Raw genomic sequence first — 24512 nt, forward strand, 5'->3', positions numbered from 1 at the left:
GGAGTTGAGCACATAGGATTCCAGCATGGTGTCGTAGGCGATACCCTGCAGCTCGATGCCGTGGTTGAGCAGCACGTTGCGATCGTACTTGAGGTTCTGCCCCACCTTGAGGCGGACCGGATCTTCCAGCAGCGGTTTGAGCTTGCCGAGTACCACGGCCTCGGTCAACTGTACCGGCGCCCCCAGATAGTCGTGGCCAAACGGTACATAGGCGGCCTTACCAGGTTCAACCGCGAAGGAGACACCGACGATCCGCGCCTCCATATAGTCGAGACTGGTGGTCTCGGTATCGAAGGCAAACAGCGGCGCCGCCTGCAAACGCGCCAGCCAGTCGTCTAACTCGGCCTCGTCCAGGATGCAGCGATAGTCGGTTTCGATGGCGGCAGCCGGCGTCGCGTCCTCCCCCTCTTCCTCGCTGTCGTTCTCTGCGTCGCCAGACTCCAGCTCCTTGATAAGGTTGCGCAGCTCATACTCGCGATAGACCGCCAGCAGGGATTCCTTATCGACCGGCCCCAGAGTCAGCTGTTCCAGCTCCTGCTCCAGCACGACATCTGTCTTGATGGTGGCGAGGGTATAGGAGAGGCGTACCTGCTCCTCTTGTTCGCGGAACTTGTCGGCAAAGGTCTTGGAACCACGGAAGCCGAGCGCCGCTACCTTGTCGAGGTTGGCGGCGATCTCGTCGATGCTGCCGATCCCCTGCAGCAGTGCCAGGGCTGTCTTCTCGCCGACACCTGTCATGCCGGGGATGTTGTCTACCTTATCCCCCATCAGGGCCAGGTAGTCGATGATGAGCTCGGGCGGTACGCCGAACTTCTCGATCACCCCTTCCCGATCGGTCTTCACATCTTTCATGGTGTCGATCAGAGTGACATGGTCGGAGACCAACTGCGCCATGTCCTTGTCCCCCGTGCTGATGAGCACAGGCAGCTGCTTCTCGGTCGCCTGGCGGGCCAGAGTGCCGATCACGTCGTCGGCCTCCACTCCCTCCACCATCAGGAAGGGGAAACCCATCGCCTTGATCATTTGGTGAATGGGGGCCACCTGGCTGCGCAGATCATCCGGCATGCTGGCCCGGTTGGCCTTGTATTCAGGATAGATGTCGTCGCGGAAGGTCTTGCCCTTGGCATCGAACACCACGGCCACATGGCAGTCGGGGTACTGCTTGCGCAGGCTGCGCATCATATTGGCCATGACACGGACAGCGCCGCTCGGCAAACCGGTCGAGGTGCGCAGATCGGCCTGCTGAGAGGCGAAGAAAGCGCGGTAAAGATAAGAGGAGCCGTCGACCAGAATAAGGGGATTGCTAGGGGCCATGAAATCGTCCTGCCAGAGATAAACAGCCGCTAGGATGCCACAGGGCCCCCTTCACACCAAGGGGCCTGGTAACAGCCTGCATGGCTGCTGACGGGATAAGAATCTGTGGATAACTCTGTGCTCAAAAATGGGGAGAATTATTATCAGCAGTGACAAAGCTGTGCGCAAAAATAAAAAACCCATTAAAAACAACGAGGTATAAACAAAAGAACAGATCGATAGACCGTTAGAATGATCTCGATCAATGTGGAAAAAGTTTTAAGGGAGTAGGTACGGCAGGATCCAAAACGAAACAATCCTAGCACAGCAAGATGACTTGACCAGCGGAGGACGAGCGATAACCATACAAAAGTACAACAATCTATCTTGGCTCACATTTTCAACAACGAGGAGTTTTCCATGAAAAAAGTGGCCGTGATTCTGAGTGGCTGCGGCGTCTTCGACGGGGCCGAAATCCATGAAGCCGTCATCAGTCTGCTGGCGCTGGCTCGCCATGGTGCCACCACCCAATGCTTTGCCCCGAACGTGGCACAGCTCCACGTGATCAACCACCTGACCGGCGAGGTCAGCGAGGGGGAGAGCCGCAACGTGCTGGTCGAAGCCGCCCGCATCTGCCGCGGCCAGATAAAGGATGTTGCCGAACTGGATGCAGCCGACTATGACGCCCTGCTGGTGCCGGGCGGCTTTGGCGCCGCCAAGAACCTGTGCGACTTCGCCATCAAGGGGGCGGAGTGCCAGATCCAGCCGGATGTGCTGAAGGCCTGCCAGAGCTTTGCCAGGGCCGGCAAACCGGCGGCCTATATCTGCATCGCACCGGCCATGATCCCGCTTATCTACGGCGCCGGCACCCTGGCCACCATAGGTCACGACGAGGGTACCGCCAACGCCATCGAGGCGATGGGCGGCAGTCATCTCAACTGCCCGGTCAACGAGTTCGTGGTGGATCAGGAGCGCAAGGTGATCTCCACCCCCGCTTATATGCTGGCCAGCAACATAGTGGAGGCCGCGGACGGCATCGAGAAGACAGTCAAGCAACTGCTTGCCCTATGATCTCCCGCTACGCCAAGACAAACGGGCCGCTCATGGAGCGGCCCGTTTTCAATTCTCGCGTATAGCGGCGGATTAGATGCTTTCGCCCATCTGATCCATCTTGCCCAGCAGGGCACGCAGACGCTCCTGCCATGCAACGTGCTCGTTGCGCAGCTGATGGTTCTCGTCTTGCAGCTTGCTGTTCTGCTCTTTCAGCTCGTCCAGCTCCATCTTCAGCAAGGAGATGTTGTCGACGGCGGATTGTACTTTGGATTCGAGTTGCTCAAGGACTTCTAGTGACATATGCATACCTGTTTGTTCAATTGCGATGCCCCACAAAGGGCGATTCAAGCGCGTGAAGCCAGCATACCCCGAGCACATCGGCACAAACAAGCCAGCACGCTGTAAAATGCGCCTTCCGTAGAGGTATTGTCCAAATATGCGTCTATTTTTCTCGCATCCTGCTCCCCAAGACTGGGCCAGCCCCGACCATCAGCCGTGCAGGGCGATATAGGCCCCCAGCAGCAGGCAGGCGACACAGTACATCGACAGGCCATAACCCAGGTTCCAGCGCAGAATAGACCCCGCACTCAGGTTATAGCGGGAGGCCAGCGCCAGGTTGGATCCAGAGAGCGGGCTGGTGCCGGTAGCGAGCCCCCACCCCAGCAAAAAGCTCATGCCGAGCAGGCTGGGATCCGGCGCCAGGGGCCAGAGCAGGGGAGCCAACCCCGAGATGCTGATGAGGGGGTGCACCCCGACGATGGCCACCAGCAGGATCAGCAGCAGGGTGAGGGAGGCTTCGAGCCAGCCGAAGTGGTTGAAGAACGGCAGCCCGTGGCCGCCTCCCAGATCGATCACCGACAGGGCGCTGTTGATGCCGGCAGCCAGCAGACCCGCCCCGAGAAACAGCACCAGCTGACCGCCGATGGCGGGGAAGCGTTCCACCACCTGGCGCTTGAGGGCCGCCTTGCGGCCGGCGTTTGGCATGAAGATCAGTGCCAGCAGCGGCGCTACCAGGGCGATCACAGCCAGAATGCCGAGCTCTGGCCAGATCTGCTTGATGAGCAGCACCAGCAAGGCCAGCGCCACCGGCAGCCCCAGGGTCTGCAGGCGCAGCGGATACCCGGCAAAATCCTGCACACCGAGGCGCTCCACCTGCCAGGCAGTCAGCCCCATCGCCAACAGGGCGCCGACGATGCCGAAGGGCAGGATCGCCGAGAGCTGCAGGCCGGGAGCGTAGGTGAGCGCCACCGCCATGGCGACGAAGAAGGGGGACCAGAAGGCGGCTGCGCAGAAGATCCGGCTCAGCACCATCACCTGGCGCCGCTCCAGGGTGCCACCTCGCTCCAGCCGATCGCCGATGATGAAGAGCACCGAGAGGTTGATGACGGCCCCCAGCAGGTTGAGGCTGGCCATGGTGCTCCACAACCCCTTGCGACCGGACCAGGAGGTGGTGCCGGTGAGCAGGCCGGAAGTGGCGAGGTTGAGGGTGCTCACCGCGGCAAACATGGTGAGCATGTTGATGTTGGGCAGCAGCCAGTCGCCGGCCTTGAGGCTGGCCCCCTGCCACCAGGCGAAAAACAACAGCAGCAGGGCCGCTCCGTACAGGGCCAGCGCCTGGCGTCTGGCCGCCCCCACCAGCCAGGGCCAGGTGAGGAGAGAGGCTGCCCAGGCCGCGATGGCCGCGGGCCAGGGGGAGAATCCCAGATAGAGATGCAGCAGGTTGAGCAGCCACATCCCCAGGATCAGATAACCTGACCAGCGCTTGGCCATCGAATCGTCTCGGTCAGGGGATCAGAGGCACTGATCCATATCCAGGGAAGGCTTGTCGCACTCCGGGTGGCCCACAATCCTGGCCGGCACCCCGGCCACCGTGGTATGGGGCGGCACCGGGTTGATCACCACGCTGCCGGCGCCTATCTTGGCGCCCCTGCCCACTTCGATATTGCCGAGCACCTTGGCGCCCGCCCCTATCATCACCCCTTCGCGGATCTTGGGATGACGATCGCCGCTCTCCTTGCCGGTCCCGCCCAGGGTCACGCTCTGCAGGATGGAGACATCATCCTCAATCACAGCCGTCTCACCCACCACTATGCCGGTGGCATGGTCAAACATGATGCCCTTGCCGATGCGCGCCGCCGGGTGCACATCCACCCCGAACACCACGGAGATCTGGTTTTGCAGATAGAGGGCAAGGGAACGGCGCCCCTGGCGCCACAGCCAGTTGGCGACCCGGTAACCCTGCAGGGCATGAAAGCCCTTGAGGTAGAGCAGCGGGGTGGAGAAGAGATCGACCGCCGGGTCGCGCTCCTGCACCGCGCAGATATCGGCCGCCACCATGGCCAGCAGTTCGGGTTCGCTGCGCAAGGCCAGCTCGATCACCTCGCGCAGGGCGATGGCGGGCATGGTGGCACTGTCGAGCTTGTTGGCCAGCTGGAAGCTGAGAGCCGAACGCAGATTCTTGTGATTGAGAATGGTGGAGTGGAAGAAGCTGGCCAGCATGGGCTCTTCGGCCGCCATGCAGAGCGCTTCTTGCTGAATTTTTTGCCAGGTTTTGGCAACCAGATCATCCATGTGGTGCAACCTACTGTTGTTCGGGGTGAGGACTCTGTTGTTCTTTTATCAGTACCGAGATGGGGTCCATGTGGATGATGACATCCATTCGCTCGAATGCCTGGCGTATCGCCTGTTCGGCTTCATCGGCTATCTGATGGGCCTTGACCAGGGGGATCTGATCGTCAAGCTCCAAATGCAGCTGGACGAATCGGGTCGGCCCGGATTGACGGGTACGCAGATCGTGGACGCCGTGAACGCCATCTACGGCACAGCAGAGGGTCATTATTCTCGCTTGTTCTTCCGCTGGCAACTGACGATCGAGCAGCGCCTGCACCGACTCGTAGCCGATATGGGCGGCTCCCCACAGCAAAATGCCACCGATCAGCACGGCAAACAGACCATCTGCCCAATACCAGCCCTGTCCCGCCAGCACCAGCGCCAGCAACACGCCGCCGTTGAGCAGCAGATCGGAGCGGTAGTGCAGCATGTCCGCCTTGATGGCCACGCTGTTGGTCTTGCGAATGACAAAACTCTGGAAACTGACCAGCAGCAAAGTCAGCACGATGGAACCGACCGTCACCCAGATCCCCGCCTCCAGCCGCAGAATGGGCGTCTGGTTGAGCAGGGAAGAGATGCCGTGCATCACCAGCAGCAGGGCCGAGCCCGAGATGAACGCCGCCTGGATGAGCCCGGCCAGGGATTCCGCCTTGCCGTGGCCGAAGCTGTGTTCGTCATCGGCGGGAGCCAGCGCATAGCGGATCGCCAGCAAATTGATGATGGAGGCGCTGACATCCATAAAGGAGTCGGTGAGGGAGGCCAGCAGGGTCGACGAGTCGGTCATGATCCAGGCGATCAGCTTGCCGATGATTAGCAAGGTGGCGGTGGCAACCGCCGCCATACTGGCAAAGGTCACCCAACGGGAATAGTGTTGATGGCTCAAATCCGGCTTTCCTCTATCGCGTAAAAAATTATTATACCTTCACCCCGGCGTCAGTTTGGCGCGAAAATCTGCGGAAGAACACCCGATGAACAGAATACTCCTGGTCGATGACGATCTTGAATTGACCCAGCTGCTCACCGAAATTCTGACCCTGGAAGGATTTCAGGTCACGGTCGCCGAGGATGGTGAAGAGGGATTGCAGCGCCTGGCGGAACAACGCTTCAATCTGGTGCTGCTGGACGTGATGATGCCCAAACTGAACGGCTTTGCCATGCTGACCCAGCTGCGCAAGACCCACGACACCCCGGTGCTGATGCTGACCGCCCGCGGCGACAGCCAGGACAGGGTCAACGGCCTGGAGGCCGGCGCCGACGACTATCTGGCCAAGCCATTTGATGATCGGGAGCTGCTGGCGAGAGTGCGGGCCATCCTGCGCCGCACCCAGAATCATCAGCCCCAACGCGGCCACGGCTCCGACGAAATCCACTTCATGGACATCGTACTGCAACCGGGCCTGCAGCAGGCGTGCTGCGGCGACCAGCCGCTGGAGCTGACCGCCACCGAATTCGGCCTGCTGGAGTGCCTGCTGCGCAACCCGGGCCAGATCATCAGCAAGAGTCACCTCTCGGAACAGGTGCTCGGCAAGAAGCTGGAGCCTTTCGATCGCGCCATCGACATGCACCTGAGCAACCTGCGCAAGAAGTTGCCGGAACGGCTCGATGGCCAGCCCCGCTTCAAGACTGTACGGGGGCGCGGCTATCTGTGGCTAGAACAGGAGTAATCAAGGCGCCCTCGATCAGCGGTCTCTCCACCCAGATCTTCGTCTGGTTCTGGCTGATCCTGCTGGTGATGATGGCCGCCGTCATCAGCCTGCCCAACCTGGATCCGCGCAACCAGCTCCCGTTGCCTGCCCACGAGGTGATGCGAATGCAGCACAACGTGCAGATCCTCAAGGATGCCGCAGACCCGGCGCGGGATTTCGAGCTGGCAAAGGCGATGGAGAAGATCACCATGCTGCCGGTGGACAACGTCTATGTGCGCGGTGCCAACGGCCAGATCCAGTCCACCGTCCATCCCCGCAAGTTCGTGGTTCGCTTCATGGTGGATGCCGACAACCCCAACCATCCCATGCTGGGTCACGAGGATCGCAAGGCCATCGCCGGCCCCTTCCTGATGGAGCATCGCGGCCAGCAATACCACGTCTATTTCGGGCTCAATGTCGATACCCCCTATCTGTTCCTGTTCATCCAGATCCTGGATCACCCGATCCGCATCCTCGGGGTCGCCATGCTGGTCAGCACCCCGCTCTGCCTGCTGCTCGCCTGGCGCCTGACCCGCCCCATACTGCAATTGCAAAAAGCGGTCTCCCTGCTGGCTGCCGGCAGCCTGGAGACCCAGATCCCCAACCTCGGCCGGGGTGACGAGATAGGCCAGCTGGCCGACAACGTGAGCCACATGGTGGATACCCTCAAGAGCATGATCCAGAAGCAGAAACAGCTGCTTTCCGACATCTCCCACGAGCTGCGCAGCCCGCTCACCCGGATGCAACTGGCCCAGGCCCTGATCCGCCGCAAGCAGGGCGACAGCGCCGAGCTGGCGCGAATCGAGTCGGAGATTGGCCGGCTGGACAAGCTGATCGGCGACCTGCTGGATCTGTCGCGGGTGCAGCAGCATGTGGAGGCCCCCGTGGTGCAACCGCTGGCCGAGCTGCTGGAGCCCATTCTGGAAGACGCCATGTTCGAGGCCAACCAGAGCGGCAAGCAGCTGCGTCTGCCGCCACTGCCTGCCGAGTCGCTGCCGATGTGGCCCGAGCTGCTGGCGCGGGCGGTGGAGAATCCCCTGCGCAACGCGCTCAAATATGCCCGTGAATTCATCAAGGTGGAGTGGTATCGGGAAGGGCGGGAGTGGGTGATGATCATCCGCGACGACGGCCCAGGCGTGCCGCCGGAGCAGCAGGAGCAGCTGTTTCTGCCCTTCTTCCGGGTCGACGATGCCCGCAACGCCAAGACAGGGGGCACAGGGCTCGGACTTGCCATCGCCTCGGAGGCGATCCATCGCCACGGCGGCACCATCCAGGCCAGCAGCAACCAGCCGACCGGACTGACCATTACCATCCGCCTGCCCATCGCCTGATCTTTTCAACGCCACGGGCGCTGGGTATGCTGGCGCCCTTTCCGTCCCAGCAGGAGCCCTGCCATGCTCGATATCGTGCTCTACCAACCCGAAATTCCGCCCAATACGGGCAACATCATCCGGCTCTGTGCCAACACAGGTTACCGGCTGCACCTGATAGAGCCGCTGGGGTTCGAGTGGGATGACAAGCGGGTGAAGCGGGCGGGGCTCGACTATCACGAATTTGCAGAGGTGAAGCGCTGGCCGAACTTTGAAGCCTTCCTGGCGGCGGTGGCGCCGAAGCGGGTGTTCGCCTGCACCACCAAGGGGCGCACCGCCCACTCGGCGGCTCAGTTTGCCTTGGGTGATGCCCTGCTGTTCGGCCCGGAGAGTCGCGGCCTGCCTGCGGATCTTATCGAGAGCCTGCCGTTCGAACAGCGGCTGCGCATCCCCATGCTGCCCCAGAGCCGCAGCATGAACCTCTCCAACGCGGTGTCGGTGTTCGTCTACGAAAGCTGGCGCCAGCTGGGCTACGAAGGCGCCCTCTAAGGTTGGAAAATCAGTGGCGGGCGTCGAGCAGGCGGCCGCTGCGCTCCAGTTGCCAGCACAGGAACCCCAGGGTCAGGCCACGCCCCACCATGAGCGCGGCCATCGCCGCCCACAGGGCGGCCACGCCCCACGACTGGGTCAGCCACCAGACCGGGAAGAAACCGCCGAAGACCGCCAGCAGCATGCTGTTGCGCATCTCCTTCGCCCGGGTGGCACCGATGAAGACCCCGTCCAGCAGAAAGCACCAGACCGCCAGCAGCGGCATGGCCACCAGCCAGGGCAGCTGGCCATTGGCCGCGACCACCACCTCCGGGATATCGGTGATCCGGCCGATAAACTGGCTGCCCAGCAGGGCAAATCCCAGGGTAAATCCGGCCGCAATCAGGGCGGCCCAGCCCAGATTGAGCAGGATGGCCTCCCGCAGCTTCTGGCGATCCCGCTGGCCGATGGCGCGGCCCACCATGGCCTCCACCGCGTAGGCAAAGCCGTCCAGCCCGTAGGAGATCAGCATCAGGAAGTTGAGCAACACCGCATTGGCGGCCACCGCCACGTCCCCCAACCTGGCCCCTTGCAGGGTCATGAAGGCAAAACAGAGCTGCAGGCAGAGCGCCCGCAGGAAGATGTCCCGGTTCAGCCCGAGCAGCCGCTTCAGGGGGGCGAGCCGCCGCCAGCGCAGCCAGCCGTCCTGCCACACCTCGGGCAACAACTGGCGCAGATGGTGGCGAACCAGCCAGATGCCAACCGCCAGCGCGCCGTAATCCGCCAGCACCGAGGCCGCCGCCACGCCGCGCACCTGCCAGCCCAGCCCCAGCACGAACAGGGCATCCAGCACCATGTTGACCAGATTGGTGAGGATCAGCATCACCATGGGACTGCGGGCATCCTGCATCCCCAGCAACCAGCCCATGATCACCAGATTGCACAGCGCCGCCGGCGCACTCCAGACCCGCACCGCCACGTACTGACCGGCATAGAGCTGCACCTCGGCGGAACCGCCACTCAGGGCGATAAGCCAGGGCAACAGGGGAAAGAGCAGCACAAGCAGCCCCAATCCCATGACGATGGCCAGCCCCAGCGCCCGCACCAGGGCATCGAGCTGGGCGCGCTGATCGGCGGCGCCATGGGCCTGGGCCGTGAGCCCGGTAGTGGACATGCGCAGGAAGCCGAGCAGCCAGAAGATCAGGTTGATGAGGGTCGAGCCGACCGACACGCCGCCGAGAAACCAGGCCTCGCCGAGATGACCGATCACCCAGGTGTCCACCAGCCCCAGCATGGGGGTGGTGATGTTGGAAAACACCATGGGCAAGGCGAGGGCAAAGACGGCGCCGTGGCGAGCGGGATCCCGCCACCAGGGCGCAACCGGACGGGTCACTCCCGGTTGCCCGACAGCTTCAGAATGCGGGAGAAGTCAGAGAGCAGGGTCGCCATCTGCACCCGTGGCACCTGACCTGGCGCAACCTGCGGGCGAAACACTCCCTGCAGCTTGCCCTTGGGGTTGATAAGCACGATGGAGGCGGAGTGATCGATCAGGTAATCCTTCTCCCCCTGATTGGCGATGGAGTAGATGAGCCCCAGGTTGCGCACGAAGGGAAACAGCTTGTCGTGATCCGCCGTCACCGCCTTGAACTCGGGATTGAAGAAGGCGGTGTAGGTCTTGAGGCGCTCCAGGGTATCCCGCTGGGGATCCGCCGAGACGAACACCACCTGGCTGTTGGGTGCCAGCTGCTTGAGCTCGCCGTAGATGGAACGCAAATCGGCCATGGTGGTGGGGCAGATATCGGGGCAGAAGGTGTAGCCGACGAACAGGAAGGTCCAGTGTCCCAGCAGATTGGCGGGGGTAAAGGGCTGATTGTGCGCGTCGGTAAAGGAGAAGTCATTGATGTCCCGTGCGGCGGGATAGTAGTCGGCATGCTCCGGCATCTCTGGCCGGGTGGCGTAGAACACGAAGATGAGGCAGCTTGTCAACAGCAGAAAAATCAGGGGATAACGAAGCTTCATCATAACAAGAGACCCTTTCAGTTCGGTGCATCTGACCTGCAGTGGTCACATGGAGGCCGGTATTGTAACTCCAATGGGCCGGAAACGGGTCGTCATCGCGCATCAACCTCTTATCAGGCAATTTGCCAGCGCTAGATCCTGTAAAAACAAAAGCCCCCTCTATAACGAGGGGGCTTTGGGATGGGGCCCGCCAATGGGGGCCCCGGGCATAGAGAACGCGTAAACGCTACTCCCGCTCCTTCACATAAGGGGTGCCGAGAGCCTTGGGCGCCACCGCACGACCGATAAAACCGGCCAGCAGGAACACCGTCAGGATATAGGGCAGCGCCTCGATGGCCTGTACCGGGATGGCAAAGCCCCCCACGCTCACCCCTTGCAGGCGGATGGCCACCGCATCGAGGAAGCCGAACAGCAGGCAGGCAGCCATGGCATTCCAGGGGCGCCACTTGCCGAACACCAGCGCTGCCAGCGCCATGAAGCCCTTGCCCGCGCTCATGTTGGGGATGAACTGGGCAGTCTGGGCCACCGACAGGTAGACGCCGCCCAACCCCGCCAGCAGACCGCCGATGATGAGCGCCGTGTAGCGCATCCGCACCACAGAGATGCCGGCAGTATCGACCGCCGCCGGGGCCTCGCCCACCGCCCGCAACCGCAGCCCGAAGCGGGTGCGAAACAGCACCCACCAGGCCAGCGGCACGGCGGCAAACGCCAGGTACTCCAGCAGGGAGTGGCCGCTCAGGAGCTCGCTGTAAAGTTGGCCGATGACGGGCACGTCATACAGCTCCTTGGCATAGGGCAGATCGATGGGGGCGAAGCGGGCATCACCGGAGAGCGCCGGAGTCTGGCCCCCCTGATCGAACCAGTAACGGCCCAGGGTAACGGTCAGGCCGGCCGCCAGTATGTTGATGGCCATGCCGCTCACCACCTGATCACCGCGGTGGGTGATGGTGGCAAAGCCGTGCATCAGGGCAAACAGCACCGAGACCAGCACCCCGGCCCCCAGCCCGACCCAGGCCGAGCCGGAGACCGCGGCGGCGGCACCGCCGGCGAAGGCGGCCGCCAGCAGCTTGCCCTCCAGGGCGATGTTGACCACCCCGGAGCGCTCGCAGAACATGCCCGCCATGGCCGCCAGGATGAGGGGCGGCGCGGTGCGGATGGTGGCATCCAGCATCAGGATCAGCAGTTCAAACATGATCAGACCCCCTTCACTTGTGCAGTTGAGCGGCTGGCAAACGCCAGATAGAGCTGCTCGATGCGCGGGCGCATCATGTGCTCCAGCGCGCCGCAGAACAGGATCACCAGCCCCTGGAGCACCACCACTATGTTGCGGTCAACGCCGAACTCGAAGCTGAGCTCGGCGCCCCCCTGATAGAGGAAGCCGAACAGCAGGCTGGCGATGATGACGCCGACCGGGTGGTTGCGCCCCATCAGGGCCACCGCGATGCCGGTGAAGCCAAACCCTTCCACGAAGTTGAGCTTGATCTGGTGCAGCTCCCCCTGCAGCACGTTGAGGGCAAAGAAGCCCGCCAGCATGCCGGAGATCACCATGGCCAGGATCACCACTCTGGGATAGGAGATGCCCGCGTAGGCGGAGGCACTCTGGCTCGCCCCCACCGCCCGGATCTCGTAACCCCAGCGGGTATGCCAGATAAAGACCCACACCAGGAGCGCACAGATCAACGCCCAGACGAAACTGATGTTGAGCGGGCTGTTGGGCACTTCCATCCCGAAGCTGGCCGCCATGGTGCTCAGCTTGGGCAGCCAGCTCGCCTCGGCAAACACCCGGCTCTCGGTGGCCATGGATCCGGACGGCTTGAACACCTCCACCAGCAGATAGGCCATCAAGGAGGCGGCGATGAAGTTGAACATGATGGTGGTGATGACGATGTGGCTGCCGCGCTTGGCCTGCAGCCAGGCCGGAATGAAAGCCCAGGCCGCGCCGAACAGGCCGCCGGCGATGATGGCCAGCGGCAGCAGCAGGGCAAACGGCAGCACATCGCCGAGCAGCAGACAGACCAGACCGACGCCGAGACCGCCGATGTAGGCCTGCCCCTCACCGCCGATGTTGAACAGACCGGCGTGAAAGGCCACCGCCACCGCCAGACCGGTGAAGATGAAACCGGTGGCGTAGTAGAGGGTGAAACCTATCCCCTCGCCAGTACCGAAGGCGCCGTACCACATGATCTCGGCGGCATCGACCGGGTTGATGTCGAGGTAGTAGAACAGGATGGCCGACACCAGGAAGGCCAGCAGGATATTGACCGCAGACAGGACGCCCACGGAGACCCAGGCAGGGACACGAACTTGGCTCATCAGCTGGCCTCCTTGGCAACGTCATCGGGCACGGATGTATTGACCATCATCAGATCGTGCTGACGACAAACAGATGTGATCCTCATGACGTCGCTCCTTGTGTCGGGCTGGCCGCCACGTCATCGGGCACGGATATATTGACCATCATCAGATCGTGCTGACGACAAACAGAGGTGATCCTCATGGCGTCGCTCCTTGTGTCGGGCTGGCAGCCACTTCATCGGGAACGATATTCGCCATCATCAGGCCGATGGTGCGCTCATCCGCCCTGGCGGCATCCAGCTCGCCGACGATGCGGCCGTCGGCGATGACCAGGATGCGATCCGACAGGCTCATGATCTCGTCCAGCTCCACCGATACCAGCAGCACCGCCTTGCCCTTGTCGCGCATGGCGATCACCTGCTGGTGAATGTACTCGATGGCGCCGATGTCGACGCCCCGGGTCGGCTGACCGATCAGCAGCACGTCAGGGTCCTGCTCCACCTCACGGGCGATCACCAGCTTCTGCTGGTTGCCGCCGGAGAAGTTGGCGGTCTTGTGCTCGGGGCTGGGCGGGCGCACGTCCCACTTCTCCATCTTGGTCTGACAATCCTGCTGGATCGCGTCTTTGTCCTGCAGCCACCCCTTGTTGTATTGCGTGCGGCGGTGATAGCCGAGGATAAAGGCCTCTTTCGCCTCGAAGCGGTTGATAAGACCCATCTTGTGCCTGTCTTCCGGCACATGGCCGAGGCCATAGTTGCGCACCCGCTCGGGATCGGCGGGATGCTCGGCGCTCACCCGGTGCACCCCATCGCGACTGCTGATGGTAAAGCCCCCCTTGCTCGGCTTGAGGATACCCCCCAGCAGGCTGAGCAGTTCGGACTGGCCGTTGCCGGAGACGCCGGCGATGCCGACCACCTCACCGGCCCGCACCTCGAAGCTGACCGATTTGACCCGCTCCACCTTGCTGGCGTCGACATAACAAAGCCCCTCGACCTTGAGTTTGGCCTCGCCCGGCTGGGTCGGTCCCTTGTCGACCTTGAGACGCACCTTGCGCCCCACCATCAGCTCGGCGAGCTGTTCCTTGTCGGTGTCTTTGGTGGCCACGTGGGCCACCATCTCGCCACGGCGCATGATGGAGACCTGATCCGTGATGGCCAGGATTTCCCGCAGCTTGTGGGTGATGAGGATGATAGTCGCCCCTTGATCCCGCAGTTTTTTCAGCACCTCGAACAGGTGATCCGCCTCTTGCGGGGTCAGTACCCCGGTCGGCTCGTCGAGGATCAGGATGCGGGCGCCGCGATAGAGCGCCTTGAGGATCTCGACCCGCTGCTGCAGGCCCACCGGCAGATCTTCCACCTTCTCGTGCAGCGGCACTTCGAGACCATAGTCCCGGGCCAGCTCGCCGAGCAGCTTTTCCGCCGCCGCCACGCTCTGGCGCAGGTGCCAGCCGTTTTCGGCGCCGAGGATGACGTTTTCCAAAACAGTAAAGTTGTTCACCAGCATGAAGTGCTGGTGCACCATGCCCACCCCTGCGGCAATCGCATCTTGTGAGCCATGGGGTTTGAAGGGTTTCCCGTCGATCAGCATCTCGCCTTTGTCGGCATGGTAGAAACCGTAAATGATGCTCATCAGAGTGGATTTGCCGGCGCCGTTCTCGCCGACAATGCCGTGAATGCTGCCTTTACGAACCTGGAGGTCAATCAGCTTGTTGGCGTATACGTCGCCAAACCGCTTATCGATACCTCTTAATTCGATGGCATAGCGATCTGTCTGGTCCATGATGCAGCCCTGCGTGTCATGAAGTAAGACTAAAAACCGGCCCGTGCGGGCCGGTCGGTGCGTTGAGAGTCGTAGCCAGGTTCTGATTAGTATTTGCAGGAGTTGTCGCTCATGTAGTCATGAACCTTGATCTTGCCGGCGATGATGTCGGCCTTGATGGCGTCTACCTTGGCCTTCATTTCCGGAGTGATCAGCTTCTCGTTATCCTTGTCGAGTGCCCAATCCACACCGCCCTCGGCCAGGCCCAGATTCTTGATGCCCGGCTTCCACTCGCCCTTGGCGGCGTCATCCCAGGTCTGGTAGGCGGCCAGGCCGACCGACTTGACCATGGAGGTCAGCATAGTGCCCGGTTGCAGGTGGTTCTGGTTGGAATCCACGCCGATGGCCAGCTTGCCCTCGTCCTTGGCAGCTTGGTAAACACCGATGCCGGTACCGCCGGCGGCGGCATAGACCACGTCCGCGCCCTTGGCGAACTGGGACTTGGCGAGTTCCGCCCCCTTGGCCGGGTCAGCAAACGCCGCCGGGGTGGAGCCGGTCATGTTCTGGAACACGTCGATCTTCGGGTTGACGTACTTGGCGCCCTGCTCGTAGCCGCATTGGAACTTGCGGATCAGCGGGATATCCATGCCGCCCACGAAGCCGACCTTGCCGCTCTTGGAGGCGATGGCCGCCAGCGCGCCCACCAGGAAGGAGCCTTCATGCTCCTTGAAGATGACGGACTGCACGTTCGGCTTGTCGACCACCATGTCGATGATGGTGAACTGGGTGTTCGGGAATTCGGTCGCGACCTTCTCTACCGCCGAGCCCATGTTGAAACCGACCGCCACGATGGGGCCGTTGCCACGGCTGGCCAGACGGCGCAGGCCCTGCTCGCGCTGAGCTTCGTTCTGGGGTTCGAACTCCTTGACCTTGACCCCCTTGTCCTTGTTGTAGACTTCGACGCCGTTGCGGAACACGGCTTCGTTGAATGATTTGTCAAACTTGCCGGCGGTGTCGTAGATCACGGCGGGCTCGGAAGCAGCCTGAGCTGAGAGAGCGGCGAGGGTGAGGGTGGCCACGGTGGCCAGCTTGAGCACTTTAGTCACGATCGTATCCTTGATTGTTATTAAGTGAGGGAACCTGCTTGCCTGCCCGGGCAGGCCAACTAGCACGCAGGCTTACTCTAAGTCAGCCCGGGTGGGGGTCAAGCAAATGATAAGAGAAAAACGTTTGCGCTAACGGTTTGAATTATAAGCAAATAACCTTATAACTGATTGTTTTTTAGTGGTTTTTCAGATTTTTATTCTGAGCAACAAAAGACCCAAACGACATTTCTCTTATTGTTCAACGAGTTAATGTAAACCGTTTTCCTCCCCGATTCATCTCTCCCCCCTGTCCAGCCGTGATCCGGATCGCAAATTCCCGAGTTGCGCCGGGGCTGTGACGACAGTGTGGCCCGCCGCCCCCCTTCATCCCCTTCTTACGGTTTACGCCCGAGGTCGGCATCACATCGGAATGCTGACCCCTCCCCCGATGCCCGCCCCCCTGACTTTGGGTTTGGTCTGACGGGGGGATGGCCGTATAATCGCCGCCTGTATAAATAAACAGGAGTGGTGATGGACGTTTCAACCCTGCTCGACGGGCTCAATGACAAGCAAAGAGACGCGGTAGCGGCCCCCCGTTGCAACCTGCTGGTGCTGGCCGGTGCCGGTTCGGGCAAGACCCGGGTGCTGGTGCACCGTATCGCCTGGCTGATGCAGGTGGAACGCTGTTCACCCTTCTCCATCATCGCGGTCACCTTTACCAACAAGGCGGCGGCCGAGATGCGCGGCCGGGTCGAGAAGGTGATCGGTGACGGCGTGCGCGGCATGTGGATCGGCACCTTCCACGGCATCGCCCACCGCCTGCTGCGGGCCCACCATCTGGATGCGGGCTTGCCGCAGGACTTCCAGATCCTCGACTCCGACGATCAGTACCGCCTCATTCGCCGGGTGCTCAAGGCGCTCAACCTCGACGAGAAGCACTGGGCCCCGCGTGCCGTGATGGGCTACATCAACGGCAAGAAGGACGAGGGGCTGCGCCCCGGCGACATCGACCTTTACGGCGACCCCGTCACCCGCACCTATCAGCAGATCTACAAGACCTATCAGGAGACCTGCGATCGCTCCGGGCTGGTGGATTTTGCAGAACTCCTGTTGCGCGCCCACGAGCTGTGGCTCAACAAGCCGCACATCCTCGAGCACTACCGGGATCGCTTCCAGAACATCCTGGTGGACGAGTTCCAGGATACCAACGGCATCCAGTACGCCTGGCTGCGGATGCTGGCTGGCAACAGTGGCAAGGTGATGATCGTCGGCGACGATGACCAGTCCATCTATGGCTGGCGTGGCGCCAAGATAGAGAACATCCAGCGCTTCCTGACCGACTATCAGGGCGCCGAGACCATCCGCCTCGAGCAGAACTACCGCTCCACCGCCAACATCTTGAAGGCCGCCAACTGCGTCATCGCCAACAACGCCGAGCGCCTTGGCAAGGAGCTGTGGACCGAGGGTGCCGAAGGCGAGCCCATCTCCCTCTACGCCGCCTTCAACGAGGTGGACGAGGCGCGCTTCGTGGTTGGCCGTCTCAAGGATTGGAAGGAAAAGGGCGGCCTCTTGGCCGACTGCGCCATCCTCTATCGCTCCAACGCCCAGTCGCGGGTGCTGGAAGAGGCGCTGATGCAGGACGCCATGCCGTATCGCATCTACGGCGGCCTGCGCTTCTTCGAGCGCCAGGAGATCAAGGACGCCATGGCCTACCTGCGCCTTATCAACAACCGTGGCGACGACGCCAGCTTCGAGCGGGTGGTCAACACGCCGACCCGCGGCATCGGCGATCGCACCCTCGAGATCCTGCGCGGCAACGCCCGCGATCAGGGGCTCAACCTGTGGCAATCGGCCAAGGCCCTGCTCAATGACAAGGTGCTGACCGGTCGCGCCGGTAACGCGGTGCGCGGCTTTGTTGATCTCATCGACGGGCTGGAGGAACAGGTTTCCCTGCTGCCGCTGCACCAGCAGGCGGATATCGCTATCCAGCACTCCGGCCTCAAGGCGATGTATCTGGCGGAAAAAGGCGAGAAATCCCAGGCTCGGGTAGAGAACCTGGACGAACTGGTCACCGCCTGCCGCCAGTACCAGCGCCCGGACGAGCTGGAGGACATGAGCGATCTCTCCGCCTTCCTCGCCCACGCGGCGCTGGAGTCCGGCGAGAATCAGGCGGACGAATATGCCGACGCGGTGCAGCTGATGACCCTGCACAGCGCCAAGGGGCTGGAGTTCCCGCTGGTGCTGCTGGTCGGCGTCGAAGAGGGCATGTTCCCCAGCCAGCAATCGACCGAGGAATCGGGCCGCCTGGAAGAGGAGCGGCGCCTCTGTTACGTGGGCATGACCCGCGCCATGGAGAAGCTCTACATCTGTTATGCCGAGAGCCGCCGCATCTACGGCCGCGAGATGTTCCACAAGCCGAGCCGCTTTATCCGCGAGATGCCCGCCGAGTGCCTGGAAGAGATCCGGCTGCGCACCCAGGTCAGCCGACCCACCCAGTACGGCCGCTTTAGCCAGAACGAGGTGCAGCAGAGCTTCGACGCCAGCGGCATCAAGCTCGGCCAGCGGGTGCTCCATCCAAAATTCGGCGAAGGGATAGTGCTCAACTTCGAAGGGGTCGGCCAGCAGAGCCGGGTGCAGATCCAGTTCGACGACGTCGGCGCCAAGTGGCTGGTGACGGCGTATGCGAGATTGGAAGCGCTCTGATTTTCCTGCCTTTTAATAAAACCAACCCGGCTTAGGCCGGGTTGGTTGTTATATCTAACATTTATCACACGTACATTCTAATTAATTTTCTACTAGGCACTATGTATTAAATCATTTAAAATCAACGATATCGCGATAATTTTTCTTGATTACATTTTTCTATTCGCCATATATTTTTAATTAAAAAACATTACCTAACTTTCACTCCCAACAGAATCATCTTCTTTTTTTACTATTGATTCTATATCAGAAACAACCTGATTTTCTTCATCTCCACAGTCTATCTTCAAATATTCTAATATCGAGCTAAAGTCTTTGACATCTGCACCTCGACTTAAAAGATACCGGTCTTCGTTCAACCTACGAGAGAGATACATTCTAGATATTCTATATAATGTTTCCTCTGCCTCTGTTGCTGTGCCCCTGACATTTTTGAAGATTCGCTTTGCTTCCCTACGATCGATCACAAAACTATGACATGGATATCCCTCTACTAAAGTAGAAAGCATTCCTGGCTTCAAGTTATCCGAATAGTTATTTAGTCTCACGGCGTATTGATTAGCAATTTGCAGAGCTCGACGATGCTCACCTAACTTAATGGGGTCAATTTGTGCCGCTATAGGGCTAATAACTGTTTTTGCAAGATTAGAGGCAATCTCAGCAGCCAATTTAGTGCCAATGCCACCACCATACTTAATATCTGTTAGGTAATTTTTAAAGACATCCAATGTCCTAGATTGTATTTCTGCAACAGCTTTAAAAATATCTAAAGTAGAGCTTAACTCACCAATTTCATCTGACTTTCTCAGCTGTATATCTAATGGGCCTAACTCACCAAGATCACCAATGATAAGCTGATGCGCAGATACAGTGATCAGTGTCCCTGCACTTTTACAAATATCAGGAATCAATATTGTCACATGTTTATAATGGTGACTTAGTGCTCTTCCAATTCTAAAGCCAGAATCAGGATCCCCCCCAGGAGTAGTCAAAATTAGCATCACTTTATTTGATTTAGTTTCGCTCTGTATCTTATTATCTATTAACTCAGATACCTTTAGATACCCCTCTTTATCGATTACACCTATATATATATATACATCGCAAATATCTATGTCATTCTCAGAAATTTCCTTATTATTTTCAACTAAAGGATTATGTGGGTTTTGCGATAAACAATCAGCGACATCACCATCAATTAATTCAGTATTTTCCCCATCCATTATTATATTCACCTCGCAAAGACTCAACCACAATATAAATGTCAAAAAGGCAATGAAGAATCTCCCTCATAATACCTTACTGACACAACCAATAACAACGAAATATAACAAACAGGCTGTACAAAAAAACAGCAAAAAAATGCTTGTCTTACAATTATAATAGGCGTATAATTATGCGCCTTAAAAATATGCTTATTGTGATCTTTACGATGTTTTCCTAAAAAATAACGGTCTTTAAGTGGATTTTTGTATGCTTTTAAGTATATATGTTGAACAAGGCATGGACTGCTAACACTGGAGACGCACAAATGTCACACTATCTGAAACTTTTTCTCGGGCATTTGATCTTGTCCAAAGACATGCGAGAGTTAGGCGAGGATCTTGTCGAGACTGGCTCTAGCGGAGCTGAAGTTGTCGGACGCGGAACTATTGTAGTGGACGGTAAGGTTATTGCTTCCTCTAGTGAGTTTAAACGCCTACAAGAATCGGCTCGCAGAATAGTAAATTCAAGAAACACAGCAAGTCATACACAGGCCTAGTAGACAGTTTCTCGAACGGCACTTAAAATAAAAGGGTTTTGGCACTAAGTCGGACCCTTTTTTTATGTATGCACTTCTTATACTTCCAATATTGGTTAGCGGATTTATCTGCCTAACCATGCAAAAGAAAAACTACTGGCGTCTTCATCGTTATGATGGCCAATATCTGTACCTAAAAGCAGCACAACATGGTATGTATCATTTATTGATTGCCATGGTACTTAGTTTTCTTCTAAAAAATATCAGCCTCAATTTTTCACATCAAATACCGTCCCCCTTATGCTTTTTTACCATCCCTTATTCAGGGGCAAGTATTATTGATACTAGAGTTGCACAAATTTACAAAGAGCAATGTAGAATCCACTACCATATTGATCCTGCCTTAGCATCAATTCTGGCTGAGTCTATAGAAAATATTCATAAAAATGAAAAAAAGTCACCTACTAACAACACGTCATCTACTAAAAGTGCGTCACCTACTAACAACACAAAAATAAGAAACATTGAATTGGCTTGGCTGATTTGTATTTCGTTCATGTCTATAGTTAGTGCATTTACGGTATCATCATTAACTAAACTTAGTTCATGTATAAAAAACATAACCGCATCTTATATATATAAACAAAAGAACCTAGCTGACTTGACAGCTATGAATGAGATATTCAAGGATAGCCCATTAGACAGAATTTTCTTTTATTCACTTTTGAAAAAGAAAGTTGTTCTAATTTCATTGTCAAGTAGAAAAGTATATGTTGGCATCATCAAATCCATGGGTGAACCAACTGAATCAAATGGAACAAATCAAGAAATATCTCTTATGCCTTTAATGTCTGGATATAGAGAAAAAGATACGTTGAACATAATGTTCACGAATAATTATAATTACCAAGAATCTACAAGCGAAAGTGGCTTAAAGGAAAATGACTTTGAAATTGTCATTGATTCAAGCATTATAGAAACAGCATCTCTTTTTGACTTCTCTGAGTATGAAAAAATAAATACAAATATGGAAAGTAAACATGAAGTTGAAAAAGAAACAACCAAAAACAAAAAATCAATTTTACTTATTGGGTTAGATAAAATAAGTAAAGCGATGCGCTCACATTCAAAAAAAATACTGCCTTGAACTAATGACGCACAAAAATATGATGATTGTAGTGCGTTCTAACTAATAAATTGAAAATCGTTCAATAGATGCAATCCAATCTGCTCTAAGCAAACTGGATCGCTCATCTTTCTGAGCAAGGTGTAGTTGATACAACTACACCTTTCCTTAACAACAGGATAGCTAACTATTCACTTAACCAGATTGCTCTCCTTCACCCCTTGTTTTCCCTCCTCTTCACTGACCTGACTCAGCTTGGAGCGGGCCATCAGCAGGCCCATCTTGACCTCCTGCCAGACGTAGTAGTTTTTACCCGCCTCGGTGCTGAGGGTCAGGGTGGCATCGTTCTCCGACTTGGAGGTGATGGTGTGGCTGCCTGGCGTCACCTGCTTGAGGATATAGGTGCGGGCCACCGTATCGCCGACCGCCATGCCATCCACCAGCACCGGCATCTTGACGGCGGCACGAAATATGGGACACCCACCTTTCTGAAAGCGGCGTAGCTGATGAGGCTACGCCGTATTTGTTAGGTGAAGATATCTGGTCACTTAACCAACTTGCTCTCCATCACCCCTTTCTTGCCTTCTTCTTCACTGACCTGACTCAGCTTGGAGCGGGCCATCAGCAGGCCCATCTTGACCTCCTGCCAGACGTAGTAGTTTTTACCCGCCTCGGTGCTGAGGGTCAGGGTGGCGTCGTTCTCCGACTTGGAGGTGATGGTGTGGCTGCCCGGTGTCACCTGCTTGAGGATATAGGTGTGGGCCACGGTGTCACCGACCGCCATGCCATCCACCAGTACCGGCATCTTGACGGCAGCCCCGAAGGTTTCATTGCGATAGATATAGAGGTTGGCGGCATTGGCCGGGGCGACAAACTGCTTAGCCTGAGCATCCGCCGAGGTGTCGGCCATGGGCACGGAGGCACAACCAGACATCAGACCCGCCGACAGCAGGGCGGCGGTTACCATTATTTTCCTGAACATAGTCTTTGTTTTTATTGGATTAAAGGAAGGTAAAGGTTCGCATGGAGCTTGGTTGGCAGGCAATTACCCATTGCCCTTCAAGCCGTGACCCGCTTCTCTTTTTCGGGAATTAATCGAGGCCAATATGCAGCTTCTCTCCCCCAAGCTGATCGGTTGCTGCGATAGTGGCGAGAGGATGACTCATCTGGAGAGAGACCATGCAGGCATTGATCACCACTGCTCACCAAACCAGTTACCCCAATCCCATCGGCTTTCAGGCCGGAGAGCTGGTGCGTATCGGCCATGAAGACGACGAATTTCCAGGCTGGGTACGTACCGTCACGGCCGATGGCAACGAGGGGTGGGCCCCGCTGTCGCTGCTCACCCCCATCGGCGAGGGAGAGGCGCTGGCGCTGCAGGATTACACCGCCCGCGAGCTGGATGTGGCGGTGGGGGAGCTGGTCACGGTAGTACGTGAGCTGGCCGGCTGGCTCTGGGTGCAAGGGGAACGGGGTGAAGCCGGCTGGATACCGGCCAGTTGCATCGTATTGGCATCATAAGAGGCCATGGATAAGGCCGGGGCGCAGACTCACATCCACGTAATAAACGTTGGTGGTAAAGCCAGTAGGGGAGTCAGAAACCCGGCCGTCATACGGGGTGCTGCGGCCGGGTGAATTGTAAAGAGTAGGGTGACAGATAAAGCGGGTTATCAGCCTAGTCTAATCAACTCGATGGGCGCGTAACGCTCTTGAGAGTTGGCCAGCAGCACGCACTTCTCATGCTCTGCCTCATAGGGGGTCATATTGTCGGTGTGGGCCTCCTTCAGGGTATCGACGGCGCCGGTGGCGGCAATCATCACGCGCTGGCCGATGTTCAGCACGTTTCTGTTGCGATCATAGATCTTCATTGCTTTCTCCTTTTCTTGTGTCCGGACCTATGCCCGGGACAACGGAGCCAGACTACGCCCCTGAAAAAACGGGATGTATGTCACAGATCAAAAAAGGGGCAAAGAGGGACTCATCACGGCGAGGAAACCCGGGGGCGCAGGCAGAGCCTGTCGCGCTACACGCGCGCGAGCTGCGCTTTCTGCCGCCATGGGCTCGAAGCAAAAGGCGGATCCGTTATAGTGAACCTCGCTCGCACCGAGCCGCTTTCAACCAACAGGGAATGCACCATGAATCGCGATATCACAGCCCAGTTTATCAAGATGCTGACCAACCTCGACCACTGCCTGGCCAAGGCGCAATCCCACGCCGAGGCGAAACAGTTCAATGTGGAGAACTTCTTCAACGAGCGCCTTATCGTCGACATGCTACCGCTCGCCAAACAGGTACTGATCTGCTGCGATTCGGCCCGCGCCGTGGTGGCCACCGCCAGCCACAGCGAGACACCGGCCATGGGGGACGACCCCAAAACCATGGCGGATCTGCGCGCCCATATCGGCAACACCATCGCCTTTTTGCAAAGCAGGCTGGATGCCGACTACAGCGATTACGAAAGCGGCCACTACTTCCCCTACTGGGCCGGTGGCAAGGGGATGGACGGCCATACCTGCGTTCATGAGTACGGCATTCCCAACTTCTACTTCCACCTCACCATGACCTATGCCCTGCTGCGCCAGGCGGGAGTCGATCTCGGCAAGCGCGACTATCTGGGCGGGATCAAGCTGCAGTAAGGATTGCCGGCACCACATCGGATCACCGTCGCGGGAACAAGCTATCAGATAACCAACCGCCTGCCATCCGGCAGGCGGTTGCGTTTCAGAGGGGCAGCCAGGCGTTAAAACGGCCCCTGGCTCTCGCGCAGCTGGTCGGGCAGGCCATCGTGATCCCCCAGCTCGCGGGCAGGTACATCGTCCCAGTGGCGCTCGCCGATCTGGCGATTGCGCTCGGGGTGCAGGGCATAGTGGATGCGATTGTCATCCCGATCCCTGTCGCCGACACAGAGCAGCCGCACCGGCTTGTCGGTGTTATTGATAAAGGTGTGGGCCAGACCGTCGCCCGCCTTGAAGCCGACCGAGTCGCCGGGCTGCAGCCGATGGAGGGTGCCATCGAGCCAGACATCCGGGGTGCCTTCCAGCACGTGAATAAATTCATCCTCGGTCTCTTCGGCGTGAGGCCAGCTGGTGCGATGACCCGGGGCCAGCAGTTCGTGGTGAATGCCAATGCGGGCAAAGCCGTAGTGCCTGCCGAGGGGACTACCCTGGGACAGTCGCTCCTGGCTGCCGGCGTAGCAACCCGGCTCCGGATCTTGCAGTTCGCTCCAGTGTTTGATGCAGGGGTGGCGGCTCATGGCGGGCTCCTGTGGCACGGGTGCTAAAGGTGGATGTTCATCCTACCTTTGCC

Annotated in this window: 23 protein-coding genes and 1 pseudogene (1 of these 24 cut by a window edge); 8 read left to right on the forward strand and 16 right to left on the reverse strand. The window is 58.4% G+C overall.

All coding sequences use genetic code 11. The features are described from left to right. A protein-coding gene (polA, locus tag I6L37_RS03565) for a DNA polymerase I (RefSeq protein ID WP_216993291.1) crosses the window boundary here: on the reverse strand, positions 1-1314 show its 5' end (the start). Its footprint begins 1437 nt before the window's first position; the window shows 1314 of its 2751 coding nt (coding positions 1-1314); its start codon is at positions 1312-1314; its stop codon lies beyond the left edge, outside the window. A 399-nt stretch (positions 1315-1713) separates the two neighbouring features. On the opposite strand from polA, the gene elbB reads away from it, so the two are divergent. Then, positions 1714-2364: an isoprenoid biosynthesis glyoxalase ElbB gene (gene elbB / locus I6L37_RS03570; protein WP_216993292.1), complete on the forward strand. Its 651-nt coding sequence runs from the start codon at positions 1714-1716 to the stop codon at positions 2362-2364. 72 nt (positions 2365-2436) lie between these two features. Here elbB and I6L37_RS03575 read toward each other — a convergent pair whose 3' ends face one another. From I6L37_RS03575 to I6L37_RS03590, 4 genes are all read right to left on the reverse strand, one after another. After that, on the reverse strand, positions 2437-2646 hold the full coding sequence (locus I6L37_RS03575; RefSeq protein ID WP_005307594.1) for a cell division protein ZapB: 210 nt from the start codon (positions 2644-2646) through the stop codon (positions 2437-2439). A gap of 189 nt (positions 2647-2835) precedes the next feature. Next, a complete protein-coding gene (locus I6L37_RS03580; protein WP_216993293.1) occupies positions 2836-4116 on the reverse strand; it encodes a hypothetical protein in 1281 nt (426 codons plus the stop codon). Between the two features lie 21 nt (positions 4117-4137). Beyond that, on the reverse strand, positions 4138-4917 hold the full coding sequence (cysE, locus tag I6L37_RS03585; RefSeq protein WP_124238642.1) for a serine O-acetyltransferase: 780 nt from the start codon (positions 4915-4917) through the stop codon (positions 4138-4140). Between the two features lie 10 nt (positions 4918-4927). Next, complete coding sequence (locus tag I6L37_RS03590) at positions 4928-5839, reverse strand: cation diffusion facilitator family transporter (RefSeq protein ID WP_216993294.1); 912 nt, start codon at positions 5837-5839, stop codon at positions 4928-4930. An 85-nt stretch (positions 5840-5924) separates the two neighbouring features. Between I6L37_RS03590 and I6L37_RS03595 the strand changes: the two genes are divergently transcribed. The 3 genes from I6L37_RS03595 (at position 5925) to trmL (ending at position 8500) form a co-directional block, all read left to right on the forward strand. Then, positions 5925-6620: a response regulator gene (locus tag I6L37_RS03595; RefSeq protein WP_201943094.1), complete on the forward strand. Its 696-nt coding sequence runs from the start codon at positions 5925-5927 to the stop codon at positions 6618-6620. Next, the gene (locus tag I6L37_RS03600; RefSeq protein WP_216993295.1) at positions 6602-7972 is read left to right on the forward strand and encodes an ATP-binding protein; all 1371 of its coding nucleotides are present in this window, start codon (positions 6602-6604) and stop codon (positions 7970-7972) included. Before I6L37_RS03595 ends, I6L37_RS03600 begins: the two co-directional genes overlap by 19 nt. A gap of 63 nt (positions 7973-8035) precedes the next feature. Next, on the forward strand, positions 8036-8500 hold the full coding sequence (gene trmL, locus I6L37_RS03605) for a tRNA (uridine(34)/cytosine(34)/5-carboxymethylaminomethyluridine(34)-2'-O)-methyltransferase TrmL (RefSeq protein WP_042072469.1): 465 nt from the start codon (positions 8036-8038) through the stop codon (positions 8498-8500). A gap of 10 nt (positions 8501-8510) precedes the next feature. On the opposite strand, the gene I6L37_RS03610 is transcribed toward trmL, so the two are convergent. From I6L37_RS03610 to I6L37_RS03635, 6 genes are all read right to left on the reverse strand, one after another. Further along, the gene (locus tag I6L37_RS03610; protein WP_216993296.1) at positions 8511-9872 is read right to left on the reverse strand and encodes an MATE family efflux transporter; all 1362 of its coding nucleotides are present in this window, start codon (positions 9870-9872) and stop codon (positions 8511-8513) included. Beyond that, positions 9869-10501, reverse strand: a complete 633-nt coding sequence (locus I6L37_RS03615) for an SCO family protein (RefSeq protein WP_124238647.1) — start codon at positions 10499-10501, stop codon at positions 9869-9871. The genes I6L37_RS03610 and I6L37_RS03615 overlap by 4 nt, the downstream gene beginning before the upstream one ends. A 223-nt stretch (positions 10502-10724) precedes the next feature. Continuing rightward, complete coding sequence (locus I6L37_RS03620) at positions 10725-11690, reverse strand: ABC transporter permease (protein ID WP_042027341.1); 966 nt, start codon at positions 11688-11690, stop codon at positions 10725-10727. A 2-nt stretch (positions 11691-11692) separates the two neighbouring features. Next, positions 11693-12811 (reverse strand): ABC transporter permease, encoded by a 1119-nt coding sequence (locus I6L37_RS03625; protein ID WP_216993297.1) that lies wholly within the window; start codon positions 12809-12811, stop codon positions 11693-11695. 180 nt (positions 12812-12991) lie between these two features. Next, positions 12992-14572, reverse strand: a complete 1581-nt coding sequence (locus I6L37_RS03630) for an ABC transporter ATP-binding protein (RefSeq protein ID WP_216993298.1) — start codon at positions 14570-14572, stop codon at positions 12992-12994. An 86-nt stretch (positions 14573-14658) separates the two neighbouring features. After that, positions 14659-15657 carry a BMP family protein gene (locus I6L37_RS03635; RefSeq protein ID WP_216993299.1) on the reverse strand — a complete coding sequence of 333 codons (999 nt, stop codon included), beginning with the start codon at positions 15655-15657 and terminating at the stop codon, positions 14659-14661. 510 nt (positions 15658-16167) lie between these two features. Here I6L37_RS03635 and uvrD point away from each other — a divergent pair. Beyond that, the gene (gene uvrD, locus I6L37_RS03640) at positions 16168-18339 is read left to right on the forward strand and encodes a DNA helicase II (protein WP_216993300.1); all 2172 of its coding nucleotides are present in this window, start codon (positions 16168-16170) and stop codon (positions 18337-18339) included. 194 nt (positions 18340-18533) lie between these two features. Here uvrD and I6L37_RS03645 read toward each other — a convergent pair whose 3' ends face one another. After that, positions 18534-19562, reverse strand: coding sequence for a hypothetical protein (locus I6L37_RS03645; RefSeq protein WP_216993301.1), 1029 nt, complete (start codon positions 19560-19562; stop codon positions 18534-18536). 657 nt (positions 19563-20219) lie between these two features. Between I6L37_RS03645 and I6L37_RS03650 the strand changes: the two genes are divergently transcribed. Then, on the forward strand, positions 20220-21227 hold the full coding sequence (locus I6L37_RS03650; RefSeq protein WP_216993302.1) for a hypothetical protein: 1008 nt from the start codon (positions 20220-20222) through the stop codon (positions 21225-21227). A 170-nt stretch (positions 21228-21397) separates the two neighbouring features. On the opposite strand, the pseudogene I6L37_RS03655 reads toward I6L37_RS03650, so the two are convergent. Both I6L37_RS03655 and I6L37_RS03660 read right to left on the reverse strand, forming a co-directional pair. After that, a pseudogene (locus I6L37_RS03655) lies at positions 21398-21670 on the reverse strand (DUF2846 domain-containing protein); the annotation flags it as partial. Between the two features lie 80 nt (positions 21671-21750). Continuing rightward, positions 21751-22188 (reverse strand): DUF2846 domain-containing protein, encoded by a 438-nt coding sequence (locus I6L37_RS03660; protein ID WP_216993303.1) that lies wholly within the window; start codon positions 22186-22188, stop codon positions 21751-21753. A gap of 197 nt (positions 22189-22385) precedes the next feature. On the opposite strand from I6L37_RS03660, the gene I6L37_RS03665 reads away from it, so the two are divergent. Continuing rightward, complete coding sequence (locus I6L37_RS03665) at positions 22386-22727, forward strand: SH3 domain-containing protein (protein WP_216993304.1); 342 nt, start codon at positions 22386-22388, stop codon at positions 22725-22727. Between the two features lie 149 nt (positions 22728-22876). Here the strand turns inward: I6L37_RS03665 and ydfZ are convergent, their stop codons facing one another. Continuing rightward, positions 22877-23074, reverse strand: coding sequence for a putative selenium delivery protein YdfZ (gene ydfZ, locus I6L37_RS03670; RefSeq protein ID WP_026456493.1), 198 nt, complete (start codon positions 23072-23074; stop codon positions 22877-22879). A gap of 267 nt (positions 23075-23341) precedes the next feature. Between ydfZ and I6L37_RS03675 the strand changes: the two genes are divergently transcribed. Continuing rightward, positions 23342-23842: a DUF1993 domain-containing protein gene (locus I6L37_RS03675; protein ID WP_124239135.1), complete on the forward strand. Its 501-nt coding sequence runs from the start codon at positions 23342-23344 to the stop codon at positions 23840-23842. A gap of 104 nt (positions 23843-23946) precedes the next feature. Here I6L37_RS03675 and I6L37_RS03680 read toward each other — a convergent pair whose 3' ends face one another. Next, entirely contained in the window at positions 23947-24459 is a 513-nt protein-coding gene (locus I6L37_RS03680; protein ID WP_216993305.1) for a cupin domain-containing protein, read from the reverse strand. Between the last annotated feature and the right edge of the window lie 53 nt (positions 24460-24512).

It is taken from the genome of Aeromonas sp. FDAARGOS 1407 (assembly GCF_019048725.1).
GTDB lineage: Bacteria > Pseudomonadota > Gammaproteobacteria > Enterobacterales > Aeromonadaceae > Aeromonas > Aeromonas enteropelogenes.